The following is a 23,581-nucleotide window of genomic DNA, read 5'->3' as shown; positions in this document are numbered from 1 at the left end:
TCCTTACAGGTCCGGTTCCGCTCATGTCGCACAATACTTTCGGTCACCTTTTCCGCGTCACCACCTGGGGCGAAAGCCATGGGGTGGCGCTTGGCTGCGTGGTGGATGGCTGCCCGCCCGGCATCCGCTTCACGCTGGCCGAACTCCAGGCCTGGCTCGACAAGCGCAAGCCCGGCCAGTCGCGTTTCGTGACGCAGCGCCGCGAGGACGACCTCGTGAAGGTGCTCTCCGGCGTGATGATGGACGAGGACGGCGAGACGATGATCACCACCGGCACGCCGGTCTCCATGATGATCGAGAACACCGACCAGCGCTCCAAGGACTATGGCGAGATCGCCAAGCGCTATCGTCCCGGCCATGCCGACTTCACCTATGACGCCAAATACGGCATTCGCGACTATCGCGGCGGCGGCCGCTCGTCGGCCCGCGAGACCGCGGCCCGCGTCGCCGCCGGCGGGCTTGCCCGCAAGGTCGTGCCGGGGCTCAACGTCCGCGCCGCCCTGGTGCAGATCGGCAAACACAAGATCAACCGCGACAACTGGGACTGGAACGAGGTCGACAACAACCCGTTCTTCGCGCCCGACCCCGCCATCGTGCCCGTCTGGGAAGAGTATCTCGACGGCATCCGCAAGTCCGGCTCCTCCATCGGCGCCGTCGTGGAAGTCGTCGCCGAGGGTGTTCCCGCCGGCATCGGCGCGCCGATCTACGGCAAGCTCGACCAGGACATCGCCTCGCTGCTGATGTCGATCAATGCCGTCAAGGGCGTCGAGATCGGCGAAGGTTTCGCCTCGGCGGAACTCACCGGCGAGGAAAATGCCGACGAGATGCGCATGGGCAATGACGGCAATCCGATCTTCCTGTCCAACCATGCCGGCGGTATTCTCGGCGGCATTTCCACCGGCCAGCCGGTGATCGCGCGCTTCGCCATCAAGCCGACCTCCTCGATCCTCACCGAGCGCCGCTCGATCGATGCCGACGGCAACAATGTCGACGTGCGCACCAAGGGCCGGCACGATCCCTGCGTCGGCATCCGCGCCGTGCCGATCGGCGAGGCCATGGTTGCCTGCGCCGTCGCCGATCATTACCTGCGCGATCGCGGCCAGACCGGCCGCCTGAAATAACGGGCTGAAACAGGAGCATCCCATGAGCTACGACCAGAAGCGTGTCGTCGATGCCATCCGCGCCTTCGAGGCCGGCGAGATCGTCGTCGTCATGGATGACGACGGGCGCGAGAACGAGGGCGACCTGATCGTCGCCGCGGTGCATTGCACGCCGGAGAAGATGGCCTTCATCGTGCGCCATACGTCCGGCATCGTCTGCACCCCCATGCCGCGCGAGGAGGCCAAGCGCCTCAACCTCAACGCCATGGTGGCGGAAAACGATTCGGCACACACCACCGCCTTCACCGTCTCCGTCGATTTCAAGCACGGCACGACGACGGGCATTTCCGCCGACGACCGTACGCTGACGGTGCGCAACCTTGCGAACCCCAATGTCGGCGCGACGGATTTCGTGCGCCCCGGCCACATCTTCCCGCTCGTCGCCCGCGAAGGCGGCGTCTTGATGCGCTCCGGCCATACCGAAGCCGCCGTCGACCTCTGCCGGCTCGCGAGCCTGCCGCCGATCGGCGTGATCAGCGAGCTCGTCAACGACGACGGCACCGTGATGCGCGGGCCGCAGGTTGCGAGCTTCGCCGACACGCATGGCCTGAAGCAGGTCTCCGTCGCCGATCTCATCGCCTATCGCCAGCGCAAGGAAACGCTGATCGAACAGGTCGACAGCTTCGACATCGACACGCCCTATGGCAAGGCGAAGGCGCTGACCTACACGCTGCCCTGGGACCCGATGCAGCACCTCGCGGTGATCTTCGGCGATATTCGCGACGGCGTGGACATCCCGGTGCGCCTGCATCTCGAAAATGTCGGCGGCGACGTTTTCGGCGCGAACCGCCAGATCGACGGCATCATGAAGCGCATCGCCGAACAGGGCCGCGGCGTTATCGTCTACCTGCGCGAAGGGTCCGTCGGCGTCGGCGCGTCGCAGACCGCCCGCCGGGGCAAACATGACGGCGAAGGCCATGACGAGGCGCAGGCGCGCGAAAGCGAATGGCTGGAAATCGGTCTCGGCGCGCAGATCCTCAAGGATCTCGGCATCACCTCGATCCGCCTGATGGCGTCGCGCGAGCGCCACTATGTCGGCCTCGAAGGGTTCGGCATCCAGATCAGTTCCACCGACCTCTGCTGAAACAGAATATCCCGCATCGCCGAAACGTTTGCTCTTCACGCGGCGGTTCGGGGATCGCGGGATTTTCTCTGGGGGCGACAAGGGCATGTGGGATTTCAGCATCGGCAAGACCATCGGCATCCTCGCCAGGACCATGCCCTTCATCCTCACCCGCATGGTGATCTATTTCGTCATCACGCTCGCCTTCATCCTGGCCACCGGCGCCGGCGCCGGCATTGGTTATGGCGTCGGCTCTATCAGCGAGAGCCCGGAATCCTATGCGGTCTGGGGCGGCTTCATCGGCATGGGTTTCGTGGGAGCCGCCGTCTACTGGGCGCGCGAATGGCTGCTCTACATGGTCAAGGCCGCCCATATCGCCGTCATCGTCAAGCTGATCGACGGCGAGGCATTGCCGGAGGGCAAGGGACAGGTCGCCTATGGCCGCGAGATCGTCACGGCCCGCTTCGGCGAGGCGAATGCGCTGTTTGCGCTCGACCAGCTCATCAAGGGCGCCGTCGCCGCCATTACCGGGCTCATCGGCGGCATCGCGGCCTTCCTGCCGATCCCCGGCCTCGATGCGCTGGCCCGCTTCGCCAACACGGTGATCCGCCTGTCGCTGACCTATGTCGACGAGATCATCCTCGGCTACAACATCCGCACCAACAGCGACAATGCCTGGGACGGCGCGCGCCACGGCATCGTGCTCTATGCGCAGAACGGGCTGAAGATGGTGAAGAACGCCATCTGGCTGTCGGTCTTCCTGTGGATATTGTCGATCGTCGTCTTCCTCTTGGCGCTGGCGCCGGCCGCCGCCATCCTCTATGCCTTCCCGGGCGAGATCGCCGGCTACAGCTTCATCGTCGCCATCGTCTTCGCCTGGGCCTTCAAGGCCGCCGTGCTGGAGCCCTTCGCCATCACCGCGCTGATGGCCGTCTATTTCGACACGATCCGCGGCCAGGTGCCGGACCCGGAATGGGACGCGAAACTGGCGGGCGCATCGGCGAAATTCCGCGCGCTGACGGAACAGGCCACGACCGCGTTTGGCGGGCGGGCGGTAACGACCTGAGATCAAATGGACAGACAGGGAAATTTACGGAATCCATTATTGGAAGTTGTATAATTTTCCTTATTGATCCCGGCAGTCATTCACTGCGGGAGCTTCAATTGATTGTTTTGGAAGAAAGCATCTGGAGCGATTTGTCCTGCGGCTCCCGTACGGTAATACCGATCGTTTTCGTCGCCACGATGATCTTCTTGGTGACATGCATTTTTTTCTCGTCGCGCGTCAAAAGATGGTTCCAAGGAAAACCACAACCGACCCACCATTGGATCACGAGCCGCCCGGTTGTTGTGATCGGAACCACGGCACTCGTCGGACTGGGATTTGTGGGGTCGGCATTGCCGAGCGTGACCCGGGTTACGACGAATGGTAAGGTCATCGTCGAGAGCGGATGTCATGCCACATCCACATATGCAAAAACAATTCAACTCGATTTCGCCACGAGAACTTACAAGCATACCGCCAGACGTCGTGGGCAAGATACAGATTTGCTTGTTATCAAGGGCAGTGGACACACTATCACCCTCAATCTGAACCGCCAGAAACACTGGCCCGCACTGCTAAGAATTGCGCCAGGTCCGGTAGAGCAGTTTGCGAGAGCGCTTCGCGAGCAGGGCAAGGATATCCCTGGACCGCTCCTGCAACTTCTCAAATGGAGCAGCACCTGAGACAGGTGCCTACCACCAAAGCCGCTAATTCTCCCCGCGCCACCCATCCAGATACCGCACCGTTTCCACGCCCGAAAATTTTGCGAGCCGCGTCAGTTCGGCGTCCAGCTTCTCCAGCCGGCCCGTCGATGCGCGCACCTTGGGTTCCCACCAGAGCCGCTTGACATCGAGCGTGCCGGCCTTGCGGTCGGCCTTCATGTCGATGCGGCCGACGAGGCGGTCGCCTTCGAGCAGCGGGAAGACGTAGTAGCCGTATTGCCGCTTCGGCTCCGGCACGAAGATCTCGATGCGGTAAAAATAGCCGAACAGCCGTTCCGTCCGGTTGCGGTCGCGGATCAGCGGATCGAACGGCGAGAGCACGCGCAGGCGCGCCGGCGGCTCGGGGATGTCGCCGAGGTTCTCCGGGAAATCCGCGAAGGCGTGCGAGGCGCGCGGCTTGCCGCCGTTCATCGTCTCGATCGAGACGGGGCGGAGTTCGTCGCGGTGCGTCTCCACCCAGGCCTTCGCCTCCTCCGGCGTGATCAGCGCCCAGAAGGCGGCGATCTCGCCATGGGTGGCAAAACCCAGCCGTTCGAGCGCGCTGCGGCAGGCCCAGTCGACGAAGGCGTCATGTTCGACGGCCGGTTCGTGGTGATGCGGCGGCAGCACGCGCTCGGCGAGGTCGTAGACCTTCTGGAAGTTCTCCCGCCGGGAGATCGCCAGCTTGCCGGTGTGCCAGAGATATTCCAGCGCCGTCTTGTTGGGATGCCAGTTCCACCAGCCGCCGGATTTGTGATCGTCCACCTTCAATTCGCGCGACAGCACCGGTCCGCTGGCGGCGATGCGTTCATAGGTTTCCTCGAAAGCCCTGTCGAAGCCCTCGCCCTGCCATTTGCGCCAGTTTTGCAGGATGGACGCCTCCTTGCGGCGGAACCGGTGCTTCCAGTAACGGAAGAAGGCGCTCGGGATGATCGAGGCGTCGTGCGTCCAGTGCTCGAAGAGCTCGCCATCCTTCTCCAGCAGTTCGGCGAGGTGCTCGCGCCGATAGGTCTGGTTGCGCGAGAACAGGATCTGGTGATGCGCCCGCTCGACGGTGGCGATGCTGTCCACCTGCACGAAGCCGATGTCGTGGATGAGCTGCAGCAGCCCCGCCTTGCCGAGCTGGCGGCCGGGGGAAGCGCTGAGGCCCTGGCGGGCAAGAAAGATGCGCCGGGCCTCGGCATTGGAGAGGAGAATCGTCATGGCTGGATGATAGGCATATATTCTTGGTTTGTTCTACTGTTTTCGTCATGCCGCAGCGCACAAGTCGTTTGCGCTTTTTCCCGAATTGCTTATAGCTCCCTCACCATCCGCGAACCGGGATCCCGCTCTTGGATATCGTCTTCTCCGCCGCCACGGTGACCTATGCCGGACGCGTGGCGCTCCATCCGCTGACACTCACGCTCACCGAACGCCGCATCGGCGTCGTCGGCCTCAACGGCTCCGGCAAGACGACCATGGCGCGGATGATCAACGGCCTCGTCAAGCCGACCGCCGGCACCGTGACGGTCGGCGGGCTGGATACGGTGACGGACGAGGTGGCCGCGCGCGGAAAGACGGGCTTCATCTTCCAGAACCCGCAGCACCAGATGATCCTGCCGATCCTCGCCGAGGACATCGCCTTCGGGCTGAAGAACCGCGGGCTCGGCAAGGCGGAAATCGCGGAGCGGACCGAAGCGGTGCTGGCGCGATTCGGCATTTCGCATCTCGCGCGCCGCCGCGTGCACGAGCTTTCCGGCGGCGAGACGCAGCTCGGCGCGATTGCCAGCGTGCTCGTCACCGGCCCGGACCTCTTGATCCTCGACGAGCCGACCAACCAGCTCGACCTGAAAAACCGCGCGCTGATCGAGCGCACCATTGCCGGCCTGCCGGAACAGGTGCTCGTCATCACGCACGACCTCGCGCTGATCGAAAGTTTCGATCGCGTGCTGGTCTTCCGTGAGGGCCGGCTCGCGGCCGATAGTGCACCCGCAGAGGCGATCCGCACCTACCGGGAGATCGCCGCGTGCTGAACGGGCTCGACATCGAGGGCAACACGGCCCTGCACCGCATGCCGGTGCGCGGCAAGCTGATCGTGCTTTTCGTCGCGGCGATCGGGCTCTTCCTCACCGCGGACCTGCGGCTTCTCTTCCCGGCGCTCGTGCTCTCTGCGGGCCTCTACCTCTCGACCGGCATCGGCCTCGGCGAAGCGTTCCGGCGCGTGCGCTTCGTGCTCTTCACGGTTCTCCTCGTCGCGGGTGCGAACTATCTGTTCCATTCGCTGCACGAGGCGCTCGCCGTCTTCTGCCGCCTTTCCACGCTGGTCCTGCTTGCCGCCGCGGTCACCGCCACCACAGGCATCTCCGCCTTCATGGACGAGATCACCCGGCTGCTGACGCCGCTGGAGCGCCTCGGCTTCGTGCGGGCGGCGGATGTCAGCCTTGCGGTCGGTCTCGTCATCCGTTTCGTGCCGGAAATCTTTGCCCGCTACGGCGAAATCGCCGACGCCCACAAGGCGCGCGGCCTGCCGGTGCGGCCGCTCACCACCCTCGTGCCGTTGATCATCCTGACGCTGAAGGATGCGGATACCATCGCCATGGCGATTGACGCGCGCGGATTTCGGCGGCACTAACCCATTTATGTCCATTCGGGAAAGCTGACATGACCACCAGAGACATCGTCCTCGTCGCCCTCTTCGCCGCGATCATCGTGGTGCTGGGCCTGCTTCCGCCGCTGACCCTCGGCTTCATTCCGGTGCCGATCACCGCGCAATCGCTCGGCGTCATGCTGGCCGGCTGCATTCTCGGCTCCAAGCGCGGGGCTGCGGCAGTGCTGCTCGTGCTGCTGCTGGTCGCGATCGGCCTGCCGGTTCTGTCCGGCGGCCGCGGCGGCCTTGCGGTCTTCGCCGGCCCGGGCGCCGGTTATCTCATCGGCTTCGTTCCCGGCGCCTTCGTCTGCGGCCTGATCGCCGAACGCTTCGTCAAGGAAGAACAGGGCGAGCTCACGCAGTTCCTGGCCTTTCTCGCGGCCGCCGTCGCCGGCGGCATCGCGGTCGTCTATCTCTTCGGCGTTCCGTGGCTCGCCTATATGAGCGGCAAGGCCTTCTTCGAGACGACGCTTGCCTCGCTCGTCTTCCTGCCCGGCGATCTCATCAAGGCCTTCGTCGCCATGCTGGCCGGCCGAGCGGTGCTTGCCGGCTATCCGCTGCTGCCGCAGCGCGCCTGAGCCGATGCCGCTGGCCGGTGCCCTCGAACGGCACGCCGCGCAACATCCGGAAAACCCGGCCTTCCACCTGGAAGACCGGGTTCTGTCCCACGCGACGCTCGTCGCCACGGCGCGGCACCTGCATGCGGCCTTCACGGGCCTCGCCCCCTCGGGCCGAAGCAGCATCGGCCCGCAGAACCGGCTGGTCGCACTCGTCACCGGCAACCACGCCCTTTTCCCCGCCGCCTTTGCGGCCGCCACGGCCGGAAACACCTGCGCCGCCCTGATCGATCCGCACCTGCCGGATGCGGTGCGCCGGCGGCTCCTCGAAAAACTCGATCCCGATCTCATCGTCATCGCCGAAGGGGCGGAGCTTCTCGCCCACAACCCGCGGAGCGGTGCGACGCTCGTCCTCGCGGAGCGTGCGGCGGGCGACGCGCCGCCCTTGCAGGAAGGCCGTGACGAGGATCCGTTCCTCATCGTCTTCACCTCCGGCACGACCGCCGATCCGAAGCCGATCATCCGCGACCGCCGCTCCTGGCGCATCAGCCTTGCCACCGGCGCCCCCTTCTTCGGCCTCGATGCCACGACCAGCACCTTTGCCCCCGGCCCGCTGGCCCATGGCCTTGCGCTCTATGCGATGACGGAGACCCTGCTTGCCGGCGGCGCATTCCATGCCGCCCGGCATTTCGATGCAGCCCGGGCGCTGGAGACGATCCGCACGGCGGATATCCGCCGCCTCGTGCTGGTGCCGACCATGCTGCGGCGGCTTTGCGAGGGTGCGCCGGTCGACACGATTGCGGCCATCACGGTTGCCGGCGCAAAACTGACCGCGGCCGACCATGCGCTCTGCGCCGTGCATTTCCCGAAGGCGGCCGTGCGCGAATATTACGGCGCCTCGGAACTCGGCTTCGTCACGGTCACCACGCCCGGCGACCCCGCCTCCTCCACCGCCGTCGGCAAGGTTTTTCCCGGCGTGCGGCTTTGCGTTCTGGACAAGGACGGCAAGGTGCTCGCCCCAGGCGAAACCGGCACGCTCTTCGTCGAGAGCCCGCTCGTCGCGACGGGCTATCTTGGTGCCGGCGACGGCGCGGGTCTCGCCCGCTTCGGCACACTCGCGACCGTCGGCGACCTCGGCTTTCTGGAGGCGGACGGCACGCTGCATCTGCTGGGCCGCTCCGGCGGCATGATCCTCTCCGGCGGCAACAATATCTACCCTTCCGAGGTGGAAGCGGCCCTGCTCGGCCTTGCGGAGGTACACGCCGCGCACGTCTTCGGCGTCGACCATGCGGATCTCGGCAGCGAGCTCGTCGCGGTCATCGAGCCACGCGGGCCGGCCCTGACGCCGGAGACCCTGAAGGCGGCCCTGGCAAAAACGCTGCCGCGCTACAAGCAGCCGCGCCGCCTCTGGCTGTGCCGCGCCATGCCGGTGACGCCCTCCGGCAAGGTCGAGGCGAAGACGGTGCGGCAATGGGTGGCGGAGGACAGCGATGCGCTCGAACGGTTCTTTTGAGCGCATCCCCGTGATCACGGCCGCCTTTCGCACGCCGATCGGCCGCGTCAACGGCGCGCTTGCCGCAATCCAGCCGGCGAGCCTTGCCGCACCGCTGATCCGCCGCATCCTTGCCGAAACCCGGCTTTCGCCCGCGGCGGTGGACGACGTGATCCTCGGCAATGCGGCCAACAGCGCCGGCAACCTCGCCCGCCTTGCAGCGCTCGAGGCGGGGCTTCCCGTCTCCGTGCCCGGCCTGACGGTGGACCGGCAATGCGGCTCGGGGCTTGAGGCGATCATGCTTGCCGCCCGGCTGGTGCAGGCGGGTGCGGGACGCTTCTACCTTGCCGGCGGCACCGAGAGCGCCAGCCGCGCCAACTTGCGTTTTCGCCCGCCCGCAACACCCGGCGGCGAGCCGCAGCCCGTGCGCCGCGCCCGCATGGCGCCGGATGCCATCGGCGACCCGGACATGGGCATCGCTGCGGAAAACGTCGCCGCCCACGCCGGCATCAGCCGTGCGCGGCAGGATGCCTTCGCGCTCGAAAGCCATGTTCGCGCAGTGGCGGCGGCGAAGGCCGGGCGCTTCGATGATGAGATCGTGCCGCTGGAGACACCCGCCGGACTGGTTTTCCACGACGAATGCCCGCGGGAAAACACATCCCTGGAAAGGCTCGCCGCGCTGAAGCCCGTCTTCCGGCCCGATGGCACGGTGACCGCGGGCAATGCCTGCCCGGTCAATGACGGCGCCTCGGTGGTGCTGGTGACCTCGCTTGCGGCGGCGCAGGCGCTCGGGCTTCAGCCGCTGCTCGAAGTCGTCGACGGCGCGGTGGCGGGCGTCGATCCGAACCTGCTCGGCCTCGGCCCCGTGCCGGCCATGGAAAAACTCGCCGCGCGCAATGCCGGGCTCGATGCGGCAAACATTTCCTTCGTCGAGTTCAACGAGGCCTTTGCCGCGCAGGTGCTCGCCAGCCTCGATGCGCTCGGCATCGACCCCGCGCGCGCCAATCGCGACGGCGGGGCGCTGGCGCTCGGCCATCCCTATGGCGCGTCCGGCGCAATCCTCGTCACGCGGCTTTTTGCGCAGATGCGGGCGGCGGAGGCCGGTGCGCAAGGCCTCGCCATGATGGGCATCGGCGGCGGCATGGGCATTGCGGCCCTGTTTCGAAGATTGTGAGGATAGGATGAAGATCTATTCCGGCGGCTGCCTGTGCGGCGCCATCCGTTTCGAGGCGAAGGGACCGGCTGAAAAGCCGCATACCTGCTCCTGCCGCTTCTGCCAGCAGCATACCGGCGCGCCGACCGCCGCCTGGGTGGAGTTTCCCGCCTATCGCCTCGCCTGGACGGGCGCAAAACCCGCGACCTGGCGCTCCTCCGACTATTCCAGCCGCGCCTTCTGCCCGGCCTGCGGCAGCTCCATCGGCGCGATCGACGACGAACCGGTCGTGGCGCTCCTCATCGGCGGTTTCGACGATCCGTCCGATCCGGCGCTTCAGCCCCAGTACCATTCCTTCGAGGATTGCCGGCCGGGCTGGTTGAAGGTGGAGACCGCTTCAGGCGAGGAATGATTTCAGCCAGTCGCGCATCGGCTGCGGCACGTTGACGGGCTGGCGCGTCGCAGGATCGACGGCGACCCAGACGATCTCCAGATCGGCCACCGCGGCACCGTCAGACGAAATCGCCACCGCGAAGCTCAGCGAGGTGGCGCCGATGCGCGTGACGGACACCTTGAAGCGGGCCAGATCGTCGAGCCTCAGGCCGCGGTGGAAGGTGCAGCCGGATTTGCGCACGAAATAGACCGGGCCGTTGCCGCCCTCCGGCCTGTGGCGCCAGAGGCTGGCGACGGCGGCTTCGGCATGGGCGTAATAGGCGGCATTGTGCATGTGGCCGTGCATGTCTATATCGCGAAAGGGTATGCGGACCTCGCTCACCGTGATGTCTGCCGTCTGTTCCACGTCGACCCCCGGGATAAAACCATGCTTCGTGCCGTTGTTAGAGCGTTCGGCGATCCCCGGCAAGTGATCGCCCTGGAAGAGGCCGAGCGCCCCGCCCCCGGCCCGGGCGAAGTCGAAATCCGCATTCTCCGCGCCGCCATCAACCCCTCCGACCTCATCCCCGTCACCGGCGCCTACCGCAGCCGCACCACGCTGCCCTTCGTGCCCGGGTTCGAGGGGGTTGGCGAGATCGTGCGCCTTGGCAAGGGTGTTCGCGGCCGGCCATGCCCCCCTCTGTCCTGCCGGACATCTCCCCCTCAAGGGGGGAGACCGGCTGGGGGCGAGGACGGTGCTCAAACGGCAACCTCTGCGATGGACGAAACGGTGCTCCATCCAATCTCCCCCCCTGAGGGGGAGATGTCCGGCAGGACAGAGGGGGGTGAGCCGTTGGCCGACGCCACCAATGGAGTGAGCTTGTCTCTCGGCCAGCGCGTGCTGCCCATCGGTGCGAGCGGGCTTTGGCAGCAATATCTCATCCGTCCGGCGGACCGGTGTTTCGCGCTGCCGGACGATCTTTCGGACGACCAGGCCGCGATGGCCTATGTGAACCCGCTGACGGCCTTCCGGCTGGTCGATGCCGTCCGCGAGCACTTCGGCACCGCAGCCGGCCAGCGTGTCGGTGTGACGGCCGCGGCTTCGGCCATCGGAAAAATGCTGCTGGTGCTATTGGCAGAGGCCGGCTTCCAGCCGGTCGCCTTGGTACGCAGCGCCACGACGGCGCAGCGACTGGCGGAAAGCTTTTCCGGCGAGATCGTCGCGCAGGCGCCGCTGCCGCCGCTCGATGCGGTGCTTGATGCGGTCGGCGGCGAGCCGGGTAACGGGCTGTTCCGCCATATCCGGCGCGGCGGCGCCTTCGTGCAATATGGCGCGCTGAGCGGGGCGCAGCTCGATCCCATGCTGGTCGCCGCCCGGCGCGACGAGGTCGCCTTCTCCTTCCTCTGGCTGCGCAACTGGGTGCATTCCGCGCCGCGCGCCGCGATCGAAGCGGCGTTCGAGCGCAGTTTTGCGGGCATCCGCGCCGGCCACCTGGGCTCTGCCGTGGATGGCGTCTTTGCGCTCTCCGAGCTCCCCGCGGCGCTAGCCCGTCAGGACGATACGGCACGCACCGGAAAACTGCTCCTTGCGCCGTGACGGTTGAAAAGGCGTGGACACTGGCCCATTTCCCGTGGACCTCGCCAACCGCAATAGGTAGCTTCCGGCCATGACGACGTTTCTCTTCGAGAACCCGATCTTCCTCGAGCACCACACGCCGGAGGGCCACCCGGAGCGGTCGGACCGTATCCGGGCGATCAACCTCGCGCTGGAACACGAGCGCTTCTCGCCGCTCGTGCGCGAAAAGGCGGCGCAGGCGAACGAGGATTTCGTGCTGCTCGCCCATCCCGAAAGCCATCTGCGCGCCGTCATGGACGAGATGCCCGAAGAGGGCATCAACCAGGTCGAGGCGGATACCTATGCGAGCCCGGCGAGCCTGCAGGCCGCGCTGACCGGCATCGGCGGGGCGATCGGGGCGATCGATGCGGTCTTTTCCGGCAAGGCGGACAATGCCTTCGTCGCGGCGCGCCCGCCCGGCCACCATGCCGAGCGCAACAAGGCGATGGGCTTCTGTTTCTTCAACAATGCCGCGATCGCCGCCCGCCATGCGCAAAGGGCTCATGGTGCGGAGCGCGTCGCCATCGTCGACTGGGACGTGCACCACGGCAACGGCACGCAGGACATTTTCTTCGACGACCCCTCCGTGCTGTTCTGCTCGACGCACCAGATGCCGCTTTATCCCGGCAGCGGCGCGAAGGACGAGACGGGGGCGGGCAATATCGTCAACGCGCCGCTTTCGGCCAATGACGGCAGCGATCATTTTCGCGAGGCTTTTCGCTCGCGCGTGCTGCCGCGCGTTGCCGATTTCCGGCCGGACGTGATCATCATTTCCGCCGGCTTCGATGCGCACCACCGCGATCCGCTGGCGCAGATCAATCTCGTCGCCGACGATTTCGACTGGGCGACGGCGAAGATCATGGAACTTTCCGAAAAATCGGCGAACAACCGGGTGGTCAGCCTGCTGGAAGGCGGCTACGACCTCGAAGGCCTCGCCGAATCCGCCGCCACCCATATCTATCGCCTGATGAGAGGCTGACCATGACCAACGCTGTTCCCACTGCCCCCGATGTCTCCGCCCTCTCCTTCGAACAGGCCGTCGAGGAGCTGGAAAAGATCGTTGCGGCGCTGGAGCGCGGCGACGTGCCGCTCGACCGGTCCATCGAGATCTACGAGCGGGGCGAGGCGCTGAAGAAACATAGCGAGACGCTGCTTTCGGCCGCGGAAAACCGCATCGAAAAGATCCGCCTCGACCGCGCCGGCAAGCCGCAGGGCACGGAGCCGCTCGACGGGGCGTAAGCCTACAACTGATCTGCGATCGCGGCCTTGTCGATGATCGACCAGACATTGCGGATGCGCCCGTTCTGAAATTCGTAGAAGACGTTTTCCGTGAACGCGACCTTCCTGCCGTTGACGGGGAGGCCGAAGAGTTCGCCGACGGGCGTGCAATCGAACAGCAGCCGGCTGGCGATGCGCGGCGGGTCGGCCATCAGGAAATCGATGGTGAAGCGAAGATCGGGAATCGCCCGAAAATCGCCTTCCAGCATGGTGCGATAGCCTGACAGGCCGATGCGCCCGCCGTTGTAATGCACGTCCTCATGCACGAAATCGCCGAGGTTCGGCCAGTCCTGTGCGTTCAGGCAGGCGATATAGCCGTGGTAGCGCGTCGCAAGCTCGTCCTTCGTCATGCCGTTCTTCCTCCATCGGGACAATATGGCGTGGTGCGGCGCAAAAGCCAGATGCGCTGAAAGCTTGACCACAGCGTCAACAGGATCGCGCTATCCGCCTCGCCCGCCGCCCGCTAACATCCGCCCATGAACCAACGACAGGAGGGCGTGATGAGCTTCTTTCCCGGCAAGGACCCGGAGGCGGGGGACGCGGCGGCGTGCGATGCGCTGGAGCATCTGATCATTCCGCGCACCAGCGATATCGGCGGTCTGGAAGTGCGGCGCGCGCTGCCGACGGCGAAACGCCGGCTCGTCGGGCCGTTCATCTTCTTCGACCGGATGGGGCCGGCGCTGTTGCGGGCGGGCGACGCGATCGACGTCAAGCCGCACCCGCATATCGGGCTGTCCACCGTCACCTATCTCTTCGACGGCGAGATCAAGCACCGCGACAGCATCGGCACCGAAATGGTGATCGCGCCCGGCGACGTGAACCTGATGACGGCGGGGCGCGGCATCGTGCATTCCGAGCGCTCGCCGGAAAACCTGCGCGGCAGGCCCATGTCGATTTCCGGGCTCCAGACCTGGCTGGCCCTGCCCGACAGCCACGAGGAGATGGCGCCCGTCTTCGCCCACACCACGAAGGCCGAACTGCCCTCGTTTTCGGCCGACGGCATCACGGGACGCACCATCATCGGCCGCTATGAGGGCCACGCCTCGCCCGTCGATGTGCCGACGGACACGCTCTATGTCGACCTGACGCTCGCGCCCGGTGCCGTGGCGCCTCTTGCGGCAGAATGGGAGGAGCGCGCGGTCTATGTGCTCTCCGGCACGCTGGACGTGGCCGGCGACGTCTTCGAGGCGGACCGGCTGCTGGTGTTCCGCGCGGGCGATGCGATCACGCTGAAGGCGGGGCCTGAGGGCTGTCATATCATGCTGTTCGGCGGGGCCGCGCTCGGCTCCAAGCGCTACATCTGGTGGAACTTCGTTTCCTCCTCCAAGGAGCGCATCGAGCAGGCCAAGGAGGAATGGCGCACCGGCCGCTTCGACATCGTGCCTGGCGACGAAGAGGAATTCGTGCCGCTTCCAGCGGGGTGATGCATAGTCGACAGAATATATGAGATAAGGACGCAAAGGAGCGGCCTGCCCGTTTTCGCGCTTCACGTCTTGGCAGGTCCGCCCCCGCTTCCAGTGTCATCCTGGCTTGACCCGAGCATGACGGAGGAGAGGTGGCTTGACATATCCATAGCCAAATAGCTATACGTTATTCATAGTCATCGAGGTATGGATCAAGTGACCGAAGCGCATGATATGCTGTTCCGCACGCTGGCGGACCCGACCCGGCGCGCGCTCTTCGAGCGGCTCTGCCGCGAGGGCGAGAAGACGGTCGGGGCGCTGACGGCGCAGGCCGGCGTCTCGCAGCCGGTCGTTTCCAAACATCTGAGCCTGCTCAAGCAGGCGGGCCTCGTGCGCGACCGGCATCAGGGGCGCCAGACGCATTACAGCGCCCAGCTCGGCGCGCTTGCGCCGCTGATCGACTGGACCAGCCAGATGGCCCGGTTCTGGGAGACGCGCTTCGACGATCTCGAAAATTTGCTGAGGAGAATGGATCAATGAGTGACGCAACACCCGAGATGCGCGCCGTCGTCGTCGAGCGCGAGATCGCCCATCCGCCGGAAAAGCTTTGGCGCGCGCTGACGCAGCCGTATCTGATCTCGGAATGGCTGATGAAGACCGATTTCGCGCCCGTCGTCGGCCATGATTTCACGCTGCGCGGCGATTGGGGGAGTGTCGATTGCCGCGTCCTGACGGTCGATCCCGGCAGGACGCTGACCTATACGTGGGATCATGCGCACGACGACCCGGCCTTCGATCTCCGGAGCGCGTGGTGAGCTTCACGCTGACGCCGACCGCCACGGGAACGCATCTGCGCATGGAGCAGACCGGCTTCCGGCCGGAGCAGAAGCAGGCCTTCGGCGGCGCACGGTATGGCTGGGAACAGCATTTCACGAACCTCGAGCGGGTTCTGGCAGGAATCGCATAACGCGGAGCAAGGACCATGACCGGCGAGACCACCAAGAAACCAGCAAAGAAGCAGGCCGCGCAGCCCGTCCTGCTGTCGGGCGGCAATCCACAGATCGCCAAGGGATATGGCGATGAGCCGATCCAGGCCTATATCGCGGCCATGCCGGGCTGGAAGAGCGATGTCGGGCGCCGCCTCGATGCGCTGATCGAGAAAACCGTGCCGGATGTCCACAAGGCGGTGAAATGGAACTCGCCGTTCTACGGCATCGAGGGCGACGGCTGGTTTCTCGGCCTGCATTGTTTCAACACATACATCAAGCTCGCCTTCTTTCGCGGCACGGCGCTCGATCCCGTGCCGCCGGTTGCCTCGAAAACCGCCGAGACGCGCTATTTCCACATTTACGAGGGCGACACACTCGACGAAACGCAGCTTGCCGACTGGATCCGGCAGGCAAGCCGGCTTCCCGGCGAGCGCATGTGAGGAGCAGGAAAAAATGGACCAGGTAAAGGGCGAACCGGAATCCCCTTCCCGTCTGATCGACAGGAGGATCGAAGAACTCGCCGACTGGCGCGGCGAAACCCTGGCCAGGCTGCGTGCCATCATCCGCCAGGCCGATCCCGACATTGTCGAGGAATGGAAATGGCGCGGCGTGCCGGTCTGGGAGCATGACGGCATCATCTGCACCGGCGAGACCTACAAGGCGGCGGTGAAGATGACCTTCGCCAAGGGCGCATCGCTGCCCGATCCTGCCGGCCTGTTCAATTCCAGCCTGGAGGGCAATACGCGCCGCGCCATCGACGTGCATGAGGGCGAGGCGATCGACGAGGCGGCGCTGACGGCGCTGGTCCAGGCCGCCGTCGCCTTGAACACGGCGAAACGCCCAAAGAAGAAGAAGTAGGAATCAACACAAGTCGAGCGCGGGCGGCCGGCGTCCGCAAATTGCCCCAATTGCCCGGGAGAACTCCGGCAGTGCGTCGGTTTGTGCGGTATCAATCCGGCGAAATACGCTCTAGACTTGCCGGAACGGTTGAAATCGCGCGCCGCATTCTGCATGTGACAGGCTAACGCGGTCAAACCGCATGCCCGGGTCGGGCTCCACAGCGGAGTTTCGGCACGCGGGCGAGAACACGAGGCATGAGAGTGACACAAGCACCCGCCACACCGCTGCTCGACAAGGTCCACATTCCGGCGGACCTGAAGGGCGTGGACGATCGCGACCTGCCGCAGCTGGCAGCCGAACTGCGCGCCGAGATGATCGACGCGGTGTCGCGCACGGGCGGGCATCTGGGCGCGGGTCTCGGCGTGGTCGAGCTCACCATCGCCATCCACAAGGTGTTCGACACGCCGAAGGACCGGCTGATCTTTGACGTCGGCCACCAGTGCTATCCGCACAAGATCCTTACCGGCCGCCGCGACCGCATCCGCACGCTGCGCCAGGAAGACGGCCTTTCCGGCTTCACCCGGCGCGCCGAGAGCGAATACGACCCCTTCGGCGCCGCCCATTCCTCGACCTCGATTTCCGCCGGCCTCGGCATGGCGGTCGCGGCCGATCTTTCCGGCGAGAAGCGCAATGTCATCGCCGTCATCGGCGACGGCGCCATGTCGGCCGGCATGGCTTATGAGGCGCTGAACAATGCCGGCGCGCTCGATGCCCGCCTCATCGTCATCCTCAACGACAACGACATGTCGATCGCGCCGCCGACGGGCGCCATGAGCGCCTATCTGGCGCGGCTTGCCTCCGGGCGCACCTATATGGGCTTCCGCGACCTCGGCAAGAAACTGACGGCCTATCTCGGCAAGAAGATCGACCGCGCGATCACCCGCGCCGTCGAGCATGCGCGGGGTTATGTCACCGGCGGCACGCTGTTCGAGGAGATGGGGTTCTACCATATCGGCCCGATCGACGGGCATTCCTTCGAGCACCTCCTGCCCGTGCTGCGCAATGTGCGCGACAATTCCAAGGGTCCGGTGCTGATTCACGTCGTCACCCAGAAGGGCAAGGGGTATCCGCCGGCCGAGGCCGCGGCCGACAAGTATCACGGCGTCAACACCTTCGACGTCATCACCGGCGCGCAGGCGAAGGCCAAGCCCAATGCGCCCGCCTATACCGCCGTCTTCGCCGATGCGCTGGTGCAGGAAGCCGGTTTCGACGAGAAGATCGTCGGCGTCACCGCCGCCATGCCGAACGGCACCGGCCTCGACAAGCTGGCGGCCGCCTATCCCATGCGCACCTTCGACGTGGGCATTGCCGAGCAGCATGCGGTGACCTTTGCCGCCGGCCTCGCGTCCGAAGGCTACAAGCCGTTCTGCGCGCTCTATTCCACCTTCCTGCAACGCGGCTACGACCAGGTCGTGCATGACGTGGCGATCCAGGGCCTGCCGGTGCGTTTCCCGATCGACCGCGCCGGTTTCGTCGGCGCCGACGGTCCGACCCATGCGGGCTCCTTCGACACGACCTATCTTGCGACGCTGCCCGGTTTCGTCGTCATGGCGGCCGCCGACGAGGCCGAGCTGAAACATATGGTGCGCACCGCCGCCTCGTATGATGCCGGCCCGATCTCCTTCCGCTATCCGCGCGGCGAAGGTGTCGGCATCGACATGCCGGCGCGCGGCGAGATCCTCCAGATCGGCAAGGGCCGCGTCGTCAAGCAAGGGTCGAAGGTGGCGCTGCTCTCCTTCGGCACGCGGCTGGCCGATTGTCTGCTCGCCGCAGAAGACCTCGATGCCGCAGGCCTTTCCACCACGGTTGCCGATGCGCGTTTCGCCAAGCCGCTCGACCACGACCTCATCCGCCAGCTCGCCCGCCACCACGAGGTGCTGATCACCATCGAGGAAGGCGCCGTCGGCGGCTTCGGCAGCCATGTGCTGCAATTCCTCGCCATGGAAGGCCTGCTCGACCACGGGCTGAAGGTGCGCCCGCTGGTGCTGCCGGATATCTGGATGGAACAGGCCAAGCCCGACGCCATGTATGCCAAGGCCGGCCTCGACCGCGCCGGCATCGTCTCCACCGTCTTCAAGACGCTCGGCCAAAAGGCCGTGGGTGTCGGGGCAGCCGGGTGATATAAGCAAACACCGCCCAGGACCCACCAGGGACGGTTTGAAGGACCAAGCTCGGATTGAACCCGCGAGCAGGTGACGCGATGACCACCGCCAGCGCGTAAATGCGCCGCGCGGGGCTTGCCACCCGCGGCGCGAGGCGTCATGAGAGGCAATGTCCGAACCCACAGAAACCATCCGCCTCGACCAGCTCCTGCTGAATGCCGGTCTCGTTGCCAGCCGTTCGCGGGCGCGCGACGCGATTTCGCGCGGCACCGTCAAGGTGAACGGCCGCACCGTCACCAAGCCGAGCTCCACCTTCCCCGCCTCCGCGACAATCGAGATCGATGACCCCGCGCAGGCCTATGTCTCGCGTGCGGCGCTGAAGCTGAAGGCGGCGCTCGACGACTTCGGCCTCGATCCGGCAGGGCTCGATTGCCTCGACATCGGCGCCTCGACCGGCGGCTTCACCGATATCCTGCTGGAGCGCGGCGCCAGCCATGTCATCGCGGTGGACGTCGGCCACGACCAGCTGCACCCGCGGCTGCGCGCGGACGAACGCATCACGAATTACGAGGGGCTGAACGCGCGGGTGCTCGACGAGGACCATCTCGAAGGGCGCGAAATCGGCGCGGTCGTCTCCGACGTCTCCTTCATCTCGCTGAAGCTGGCGCTGCCGCCGGCGCTGACCATGGCCGAGCCCGGCGCCTTCTGCGTGCTGCTGGTCAAGCCGCAGTTCGAGGCGGGCCGCGAGGCGATCAGCAAGGCGGGGCTTCTGAAGGACCCGGACAGCGCGCCTGCGGTTGCCGCGGAGCTGGAGCGCTGGCTCGTCGAGGACATGGGCTGGACGAGCCTCGGCCTCCTGCCCTCGCCGATCACCGGGGGCGACGGCAATGTCGAATTCCTGCTCGGGGGCCGCAAGCCATGACGACGGAAACGCTGACCATCGCGCGGCTCGGCTCGGGCGGCGACGGCATTGCGGAGGCGCCCGGCGGCCCGGTCTACGTGCCCTTCACGCTGCCCGGCGAGACCGTTGCTGTGGCGCGCGTGAAAAACATCGGCACGGTCATGTCGATGTCGGTCGCCTCGCCCGAGCGCGTCGCGCCGCCCTGCATGCATTTCGGCCCGGACGGCAAGAACGGCACTTGCGGCGGCTGCACGCTGCAACATGCAAGCGATGCGCTCTACCACGAATTCAAGCGAGAACTCGTCGTGCACGCGCTGAAATCCAAGGGCCTGACGCCCGAGGTGGCGCCGCTCGTCATCGCCCGGCCGGGCGAACGCCGCCGCGTCGTCTTCACCGCGCGCAAGACGGAAAAGGCCGTGCTGCTCGGCTTCAACCAGGCCGGCAGCCACCACATCGTCTCCATCGACCACTGTCCGATCTCGAGCGACGGCATTATTTCCAGGCTCGACGCGATCCGCCGGGTCGCCGGCGCCATCGCCACCAGCAGCGAACCTTTTCGCGTCACGGTGCTGGAGACGCTCGTCGGCCTCGACCTCGCCTTCGAGGGCATCAAGAAGGTGGGCGACAAGGAACGGCGCGCCGTCACCGCCTGCGTGCTTGCGCTGCCCGGCATCGCGCGGGTCTCCACTGACGGCGAGATCCTGATCGAGCCGCAGCGGCCGGTGCTCGACTTTTCCGGCGTGCGCGTTTCGCCACCCGCCGGCGGCTTTACCCAGGCGACGAAGCCGGCCGAGGATGCGATGGCCGAGCTGGTGCTTGCGGCCCTCGGCAAGGCGAAGCGCGTCGCCGATCTCTTCGCCGGCTCCGGCACCTTTGCGCTGCGGATCGCCCGGCAGGCCAAGGTGCATGCGGTGGAAGGCGAGGAGAAGGCGGTGAAGGCGCTGGACCAGGCCGCGCGCAACACGCAGGGCCTGAAGCCCGTGACGGTGGAAAAGCGCGACCTCTTCCGCCGCCCGCTGATGGCCTCCGAACTGAAGGTTTACGACGCCGTGGTCTTCGATCCGCCGCGCGCCGGCGCGGAAGACCAGTGCAAGGAACTCGCCCGCTCCGGCGTGAAAACCATCGTCGCCGTCTCGTGCAACCCCGTCAGCCTCGCGCGCGACCTTTCGATCCTCACCGCCGCCGGCTACCGCATCCGCCAGGTGACGCCGATCGACCAGTTCCTCTGGTCGGCCCATGTCGAGGCGGTGGCGGTGCTGGACAGGTAGCGTCGGCCGTCCTGTCAGGCGCCGGCCGCGGATCGCGGCACATGAAGCCGGGCGCAGGCGAGCGCGACGGCCCTGTCGACGGGCACGATGCGCTCCGAAAACTCGGGAAGCACGTGATCCTCCATCCAGGTCTTTTCGGGAAAACCGGTTCCCACTTTTCCCCGACAAACTCTAGCGGCGCGCCATGAAGGCCTCGAAGGCGGCGCGGGCTTCCGGGCTTTTCAGCTGCGCCGCGAAATGCCCCGCCTCCTCGTCGATGCGTGCCGCCACCTCGCCACGCTCGCCGCGGATGAGGCCCCGGGCGATCGCGAGCGCCTTCGACGGCTTGGCGGCAAGGCGCGCTGCGGCGGCAAGCGCGTGCTCCTCCACCAGGCCGGGCTCGACGACGGCGTAGATGAGGCCGGCATCCCGCGCGGCGGTGGCGGAAAAGCCGTCGCCCGCGGCGAGCAGCGCGAAGGCGCGCTGGTGGCCCATCAGGCGCGGAGCGAGCAGGCTGGAGGCCGCCTCCGGCACCAGTGCCAGATCGACGAAGGGCGTTCGGAACTCCGTGCGGATCGAGGCATAGGTCAGGTCGCAATGCAGGTGGATCGTCGTGCCGATGCCGATCGCCAGGCCATCGACGCCGGACACCAGCGGCTTGCCGTGGGCGGCGAGCGCATGCAGGAAGTCGATGACTTCCCGGCCCATCGTACCGCCCATGGCGAAGGTCATGAAGTCATTGAGGTCGTTGCCGGCGGAAAAACAGCCCTCGCTGCCGAGGAAGACGGTCGCCCGCACCGCCTCGTCCGCGTCACCGGCCTTCAACGCATCGGTCATCGCCTGGTACATGGCGCGCGTGATGGCGTTCTTCTTGTCGGGGCGGTTGAAGCGGATCACCATGACGCCGGGGGCGTTTTCCGGGCGTTCGATCAGGATTTGGTCGGTCATAGTGTCCTCTTCTTTCGAATGATGTCCGTGCGGTTTTCGGGCGTGGTGGCACCCCCCTCTGCCCTGCCGGGCATCTCCCCCTCAAGGGGGGAGATTGGATGGAGCACCGTTGCGCGTCCATCGCGAAGGGCGCTTCTAGAACTCAGTTCCCGCCTCTTGCCGATCTCCCCCCTTGAGGGGGAGATGCCCGGCAGGGCAGAGGGGGGTCGCGACTGTCTCAGCCCAGAACCGCCCGCGCCGCCGCAAGGCTCGCGGCACCCGACATCACGCGATCCCGCAAGGCCGCCGTCTCGCCGATGATGTTCTCGGCGGCGAAGCGGCAAAGCGCGGCGCGCTCTGCGTTGCGGCCGTCGCCGCCGTCGGCGAGTGCGCCCTTGGCGAGGTAGGCGCCGGTCAGGACGAGGCCGAAGAGGCGCTGGTAGGGCGTGGCGCCGGCGAGCGCTTCGGCTTGCTTTCCGTCCGCGAGTGTCGCGAGCAGCCATTCGGTGGCGGCTTCGAGGTCGGCGATGCTGGTCTCCAGACGGACGCCGGTTTCACCGAGCGCCGGCGTGTTGGCGGCGCCGGCCCTAGCGGCGATGTCGCGCAGTTCGGCGATGAAGCCGCGCACCTGGGCGCCGTCCGACAGCGGCAGTTTGCGCGTGACGAGGTCGATTGCCTGGATGCCGTTGGTGCCCTCGTAGATCGGCGCGATGCGGGCGTCGCGGAACAGGCGGGCGGCACCCGTCTCCTCGATGAAGCCCATGCCGCCATGCACCTGCACGCCGAGCGAGGAAACATCGACGCCGGCATCGGTGGCGAAACTCTTGGCAATGGGGGTGAGCAGGCTGGCGCGCTCGCTCCAGTGTCTGGCCTCCTCGCCATGCGCCCTGTCGACGGCGTGGGCGCAGGCATAGGTGATGGCGCGGGCACCCTGGGTCAGCACCTTCATGGTCAGGAGCATGCGGGCGACATCCGGATGTTCGATGATGGGGCTCATGCCAATTCCCTGCCAGCCGGGCGCCTTGCCCTGGGTGCGATCCTTCGCATAGGCAACCGCCTTCTGCGTCGCGGCCTCGGCGATCGCCACGCCCTGCATGCCAACGGCGAGCCGGGCATTGTTCATCATGGTGAACATGCAGGCGAGGCCGCGGTTTTCCTCGCCCACCAGCCAGCCGATCGCGCCGGCCTCCTCGCCGAAGCGGCCGTCGCCGTAGATCATCGTGCAGGTCGGCGAGGCGTGGATGCCGAGTTTGTGTTCGATCGAATGGCAATAGGCATCGTTGCGGGGGCCGAGCGAACCGTCCTCGTTGACGAGGAATTTCGGCACGAGGAAGAGCGAGATGCCGCGCGTGCCCGCCGGCGCATCCGGCAGGCGGGCGAGCACGAGATGCACGATATTGTCGGTAAAATCGTGTTCGCCATAGGTGATGAAGATCTTCTGGCCGAACAGGCGGTAGGTGCCGTCGTCGCGGCGTTCGGCGCGGGTCTTCATGACGCCGAGGTCCGAGCCGGCATGGGGCTCGGTCAGGTTCATCGAGCCCATCCATTCGCCCGAGACCATTTTCGGCAGATAGGTGGATTTCAGGTGGTCGGAACCGTGCACCGTCAGCGCCTCGATCGCACCCATCGTCAGCGTCGGGCCGATCGCGAAGGCCATGGAACCGCTGTTCCACATTTCGAGCGCCGCGACATGCAGCATGTGCGGCAGCCCCTGCCCGCCGAAATCCGGCGATGCCGTCAGCGCGTTCCAGCCGCCTTCCGCCCAGGCCTTGTAGAGCGCCGGCCAGCCGTCGGGCATTTTCACCGCGCCGTCGGCAAAGCGCGCGCCCTGCCTGTCGCCGATTTCGGCGAGCGGGGCCACTTCCTCGGTGGCGAACCGGCCGGCTTCGGAAAGGATGGCATCGACGAGGTCGTCCGTGAGATCGCCGAGATGGCCGCCTTCCAGCGCAGGCGTCAGCCCCGCCACATGTTTCAGCGTGAACGCAATCTCCTCGACCGGCGCCTTGTACATGTCTATCCTCCTCCACGACGTGCTGGCGGGCAGATTATT

At 66.3% G+C, this 23,581-nt stretch carries 25 protein-coding genes and 1 pseudogene; 21 read left to right on the top strand and 5 right to left on the bottom strand.

From position 1 onward, the window contains the following. The first annotated feature begins 23 nt into the window (after positions 1 to 23). The 4 genes from aroC (at position 24) to VGN93_RS02490 (ending at position 3,951) form a co-directional block, all read left to right on the top strand. Entirely contained in the window at positions 24 to 1,121 is a 1,098-nt protein-coding gene (gene aroC / locus VGN93_RS02505; RefSeq protein ID WP_327506212.1) for a chorismate synthase, read from the top strand. A 22-nt stretch (positions 1,122 to 1,143) separates the two neighbouring features. Beyond that, positions 1,144 to 2,244: a 3,4-dihydroxy-2-butanone-4-phosphate synthase gene (gene ribB / locus VGN93_RS02500; protein ID WP_319310590.1), complete on the top strand. Its 1,101-nt coding sequence runs from the start codon at positions 1,144 to 1,146 to the stop codon at positions 2,242 to 2,244. An 85-nt stretch (positions 2,245 to 2,329) separates the two neighbouring features. Next, entirely contained in the window at positions 2,330 to 3,289 is a 960-nt protein-coding gene (locus tag VGN93_RS02495) for a hypothetical protein (protein ID WP_327506211.1), read from the top strand. Beyond that, a complete protein-coding gene (locus tag VGN93_RS02490; RefSeq protein ID WP_327506286.1) occupies positions 3,196 to 3,951 on the top strand; it encodes a hypothetical protein in 756 nt (251 codons plus the stop codon). The genes VGN93_RS02495 and VGN93_RS02490 overlap by 94 nt, the downstream gene beginning before the upstream one ends. 24 nt (positions 3,952 to 3,975) lie before the next feature. On the opposite strand, the gene VGN93_RS02485 is transcribed toward VGN93_RS02490, so the two are convergent. Next, the gene (locus tag VGN93_RS02485; protein WP_327506210.1) at positions 3,976 to 5,172 is read right to left on the bottom strand and encodes a winged helix-turn-helix domain-containing protein; all 1,197 of its coding nucleotides are present in this window, start codon (positions 5,170 to 5,172) and stop codon (positions 3,976 to 3,978) included. A gap of 128 nt (positions 5,173 to 5,300) precedes the next feature. Between VGN93_RS02485 and VGN93_RS02480 the strand changes: the two genes are divergently transcribed. Genes VGN93_RS02480 through VGN93_RS02455 form a run of 6 tightly spaced genes read left to right on the top strand, consistent with a single transcriptional unit; the run spans position 5,301 to position 10,209 of the window. Continuing rightward, on the top strand, positions 5,301 to 5,981 hold the full coding sequence (locus tag VGN93_RS02480; protein ID WP_327506209.1) for an ABC transporter ATP-binding protein: 681 nt from the start codon (positions 5,301 to 5,303) through the stop codon (positions 5,979 to 5,981). Then, positions 5,975 to 6,580, top strand: coding sequence for an energy-coupling factor transporter transmembrane protein EcfT (locus VGN93_RS02475; protein WP_327506208.1), 606 nt, complete (start codon positions 5,975 to 5,977; stop codon positions 6,578 to 6,580). Before VGN93_RS02480 ends, VGN93_RS02475 begins: the two co-directional genes overlap by 7 nt. A gap of 29 nt (positions 6,581 to 6,609) precedes the next feature. Then, on the top strand, positions 6,610 to 7,173 hold the full coding sequence (locus VGN93_RS02470; protein ID WP_327506207.1) for a biotin transporter BioY: 564 nt from the start codon (positions 6,610 to 6,612) through the stop codon (positions 7,171 to 7,173). Between the two features lie 4 nt (positions 7,174 to 7,177). Then, positions 7,178 to 8,665, top strand: a complete 1,488-nt coding sequence (locus VGN93_RS02465; protein WP_327506280.1) for a class I adenylate-forming enzyme family protein — start codon at positions 7,178 to 7,180, stop codon at positions 8,663 to 8,665. Beyond that, the gene (locus VGN93_RS02460) at positions 8,643 to 9,818 is read left to right on the top strand and encodes a thiolase family protein (RefSeq protein ID WP_327506206.1); all 1,176 of its coding nucleotides are present in this window, start codon (positions 8,643 to 8,645) and stop codon (positions 9,816 to 9,818) included. The genes VGN93_RS02465 and VGN93_RS02460 overlap by 23 nt, the downstream gene beginning before the upstream one ends. Before the next feature lie 7 nt (positions 9,819 to 9,825). Then, positions 9,826 to 10,209 (top strand): GFA family protein, encoded by a 384-nt coding sequence (locus tag VGN93_RS02455; RefSeq protein WP_327506205.1) that lies wholly within the window; start codon positions 9,826 to 9,828, stop codon positions 10,207 to 10,209. Here VGN93_RS02455 and VGN93_RS02450 read toward each other — a convergent pair. After that, positions 10,195 to 10,596: a thioesterase family protein gene (locus VGN93_RS02450; protein WP_327506204.1), complete on the bottom strand. Its 402-nt coding sequence runs from the start codon at positions 10,594 to 10,596 to the stop codon at positions 10,195 to 10,197. The genes VGN93_RS02455 and VGN93_RS02450 overlap by 15 nt on opposite strands. 21 nt (positions 10,597 to 10,617) lie before the next feature. Here VGN93_RS02450 and VGN93_RS02445 point away from each other — a divergent pair, with 21 nt between their 5' ends. The 3 genes from VGN93_RS02445 (at position 10,618) to VGN93_RS02435 (ending at position 13,023) form a co-directional block, all read left to right on the top strand. Next, the gene (locus VGN93_RS02445; RefSeq protein ID WP_327506203.1) at positions 10,618 to 11,766 is read left to right on the top strand and encodes a zinc-dependent alcohol dehydrogenase family protein; all 1,149 of its coding nucleotides are present in this window, start codon (positions 10,618 to 10,620) and stop codon (positions 11,764 to 11,766) included. Positions 11,767 to 11,836: 70 nt separating this feature from the next. Beyond that, the gene (locus VGN93_RS02440) at positions 11,837 to 12,763 is read left to right on the top strand and encodes a histone deacetylase family protein (RefSeq protein ID WP_327506202.1); all 927 of its coding nucleotides are present in this window, start codon (positions 11,837 to 11,839) and stop codon (positions 12,761 to 12,763) included. Positions 12,764 to 12,765: 2 nt separating this feature from the next. Further along, positions 12,766 to 13,023: an exodeoxyribonuclease VII small subunit gene (locus tag VGN93_RS02435; protein WP_327506201.1), complete on the top strand. Its 258-nt coding sequence runs from the start codon at positions 12,766 to 12,768 to the stop codon at positions 13,021 to 13,023. Between the two features lie 2 nt (positions 13,024 to 13,025). Here VGN93_RS02435 and VGN93_RS02430 read toward each other — a convergent pair whose 3' ends face one another. Next, on the bottom strand, positions 13,026 to 13,412 hold the full coding sequence (locus tag VGN93_RS02430; protein WP_327506200.1) for an ester cyclase: 387 nt from the start codon (positions 13,410 to 13,412) through the stop codon (positions 13,026 to 13,028). A gap of 150 nt (positions 13,413 to 13,562) precedes the next feature. Between VGN93_RS02430 and VGN93_RS02425 the strand changes: the two genes are divergently transcribed. The 8 genes and pseudogenes from VGN93_RS02425 (at position 13,563) to VGN93_RS02390 (ending at position 20,625) form a co-directional block, all read left to right on the top strand. After that, positions 13,563 to 14,486, top strand: a complete 924-nt coding sequence (locus VGN93_RS02425; protein ID WP_327506199.1) for a pirin family protein — start codon at positions 13,563 to 13,565, stop codon at positions 14,484 to 14,486. 186 nt (positions 14,487 to 14,672) lie between these two features. Further along, positions 14,673 to 15,005, top strand: a complete 333-nt coding sequence (locus VGN93_RS02420) for an ArsR/SmtB family transcription factor (RefSeq protein WP_413818586.1) — start codon at positions 14,673 to 14,675, stop codon at positions 15,003 to 15,005. Beyond that, positions 15,002 to 15,432: pseudogene (locus VGN93_RS02415) on the top strand (SRPBCC family protein). The gene VGN93_RS02420 and the pseudogene VGN93_RS02415 overlap by 4 nt, the downstream one beginning before the upstream one ends. Before the next feature lie 15 nt (positions 15,433 to 15,447). Continuing rightward, positions 15,448 to 15,894, top strand: coding sequence for a DUF1801 domain-containing protein (locus VGN93_RS02410; protein ID WP_327506198.1), 447 nt, complete (start codon positions 15,448 to 15,450; stop codon positions 15,892 to 15,894). Between the two features lie 13 nt (positions 15,895 to 15,907). Next, positions 15,908 to 16,312 (top strand): DUF1801 domain-containing protein, encoded by a 405-nt coding sequence (locus VGN93_RS02405; protein ID WP_327506197.1) that lies wholly within the window; start codon positions 15,908 to 15,910, stop codon positions 16,310 to 16,312. A gap of 242 nt (positions 16,313 to 16,554) precedes the next feature. Further along, positions 16,555 to 18,474 (top strand): 1-deoxy-D-xylulose-5-phosphate synthase, encoded by a 1,920-nt coding sequence (gene dxs, locus VGN93_RS02400; protein WP_327506279.1) that lies wholly within the window; start codon positions 16,555 to 16,557, stop codon positions 18,472 to 18,474. Positions 18,475 to 18,625: 151 nt separating this feature from the next. After that, positions 18,626 to 19,378, top strand: coding sequence for a TlyA family RNA methyltransferase (locus VGN93_RS02395; RefSeq protein WP_327506196.1), 753 nt, complete (start codon positions 18,626 to 18,628; stop codon positions 19,376 to 19,378). Beyond that, positions 19,375 to 20,625, top strand: a complete 1,251-nt coding sequence (locus VGN93_RS02390) for a class I SAM-dependent RNA methyltransferase (RefSeq protein WP_327506195.1) — start codon at positions 19,375 to 19,377, stop codon at positions 20,623 to 20,625. The genes VGN93_RS02395 and VGN93_RS02390 overlap by 4 nt, the downstream gene beginning before the upstream one ends. Positions 20,626 to 20,796: 171 nt before the next feature. Here VGN93_RS02390 and VGN93_RS02385 read toward each other — a convergent pair whose 3' ends face one another. Further along, positions 20,797 to 21,552, bottom strand: coding sequence for a crotonase/enoyl-CoA hydratase family protein (locus tag VGN93_RS02385; RefSeq protein WP_327506194.1), 756 nt, complete (start codon positions 21,550 to 21,552; stop codon positions 20,797 to 20,799). Between the two features lie 217 nt (positions 21,553 to 21,769). Beyond that, on the bottom strand, positions 21,770 to 23,542 hold the full coding sequence (locus VGN93_RS02380; RefSeq protein ID WP_327506193.1) for an acyl-CoA dehydrogenase: 1,773 nt from the start codon (positions 23,540 to 23,542) through the stop codon (positions 21,770 to 21,772). Between the last annotated feature and the right edge of the window lie 39 nt (positions 23,543 to 23,581).

The sequence above is a fragment of the Shinella sp. genome, from assembly GCF_035998705.1.
In the GTDB taxonomy this organism is placed as follows: Bacteria; Pseudomonadota; Alphaproteobacteria; order Rhizobiales; family Rhizobiaceae; genus Shinella.
Note: the sequence above shows the minus strand (reverse complement) of the source record. Positions and strands in the feature narration are given on the sequence as shown.

Coding starts and splice junctions, on each gene's coding strand:
- VGN93_RS02470 (WP_327506207.1), top strand. CDS start 6,610: ATGACCACCAGAGACATCGTCCTCGTCGCCCTCTTCGCCGCGATCATC.
- VGN93_RS02380 (WP_327506193.1), bottom strand. CDS start 23,542: ATGTACAAGGCGCCGGTCGAGGAGATTGCGTTCACGCTGAAACATGTG.
- VGN93_RS02425 (WP_327506199.1), top strand. CDS start 13,563: ATGAGCTTCTTTCCCGGCAAGGACCCGGAGGCGGGGGACGCGGCGGCG.
- VGN93_RS02460 (WP_327506206.1), top strand. CDS start 8,643: ATGCGCTCGAACGGTTCTTTTGAGCGCATCCCCGTGATCACGGCCGCC.
- VGN93_RS02445 (WP_327506203.1), top strand. CDS start 10,618: ATGCTTCGTGCCGTTGTTAGAGCGTTCGGCGATCCCCGGCAAGTGATC.
- aroC (WP_327506212.1), top strand. CDS start 24: ATGTCGCACAATACTTTCGGTCACCTTTTCCGCGTCACCACCTGGGGC.
- VGN93_RS02490 (WP_327506286.1), top strand. CDS start 3,196: ATGGGACGCGAAACTGGCGGGCGCATCGGCGAAATTCCGCGCGCTGAC.
- VGN93_RS02440 (WP_327506202.1), top strand. CDS start 11,837: ATGACGACGTTTCTCTTCGAGAACCCGATCTTCCTCGAGCACCACACG.
- VGN93_RS02435 (WP_327506201.1), top strand. CDS start 12,766: ATGACCAACGCTGTTCCCACTGCCCCCGATGTCTCCGCCCTCTCCTTC.
- VGN93_RS02420 (WP_413818586.1), top strand. CDS start 14,673: ATGGATCAAGTGACCGAAGCGCATGATATGCTGTTCCGCACGCTGGCG.
- VGN93_RS02395 (WP_327506196.1), top strand. CDS start 18,626: ATGTCCGAACCCACAGAAACCATCCGCCTCGACCAGCTCCTGCTGAAT.
- VGN93_RS02385 (WP_327506194.1), bottom strand. CDS start 21,552: ATGACCGACCAAATCCTGATCGAACGCCCGGAAAACGCCCCCGGCGTC.
- ribB (WP_319310590.1), top strand. CDS start 1,144: ATGAGCTACGACCAGAAGCGTGTCGTCGATGCCATCCGCGCCTTCGAG.
- VGN93_RS02485 (WP_327506210.1), bottom strand. CDS start 5,172: ATGACGATTCTCCTCTCCAATGCCGAGGCCCGGCGCATCTTTCTTGCC.
- VGN93_RS02455 (WP_327506205.1), top strand. CDS start 9,826: ATGAAGATCTATTCCGGCGGCTGCCTGTGCGGCGCCATCCGTTTCGAG.
- VGN93_RS02390 (WP_327506195.1), top strand. CDS start 19,375: ATGACGACGGAAACGCTGACCATCGCGCGGCTCGGCTCGGGCGGCGAC.
- VGN93_RS02410 (WP_327506198.1), top strand. CDS start 15,448: ATGACCGGCGAGACCACCAAGAAACCAGCAAAGAAGCAGGCCGCGCAG.
- VGN93_RS02430 (WP_327506200.1), bottom strand. CDS start 13,412: ATGACGAAGGACGAGCTTGCGACGCGCTACCACGGCTATATCGCCTGC.
- VGN93_RS02495 (WP_327506211.1), top strand. CDS start 2,330: ATGTGGGATTTCAGCATCGGCAAGACCATCGGCATCCTCGCCAGGACC.
- VGN93_RS02465 (WP_327506280.1), top strand. CDS start 7,178: ATGCCGCTGGCCGGTGCCCTCGAACGGCACGCCGCGCAACATCCGGAA.
- VGN93_RS02405 (WP_327506197.1), top strand. CDS start 15,908: ATGGACCAGGTAAAGGGCGAACCGGAATCCCCTTCCCGTCTGATCGAC.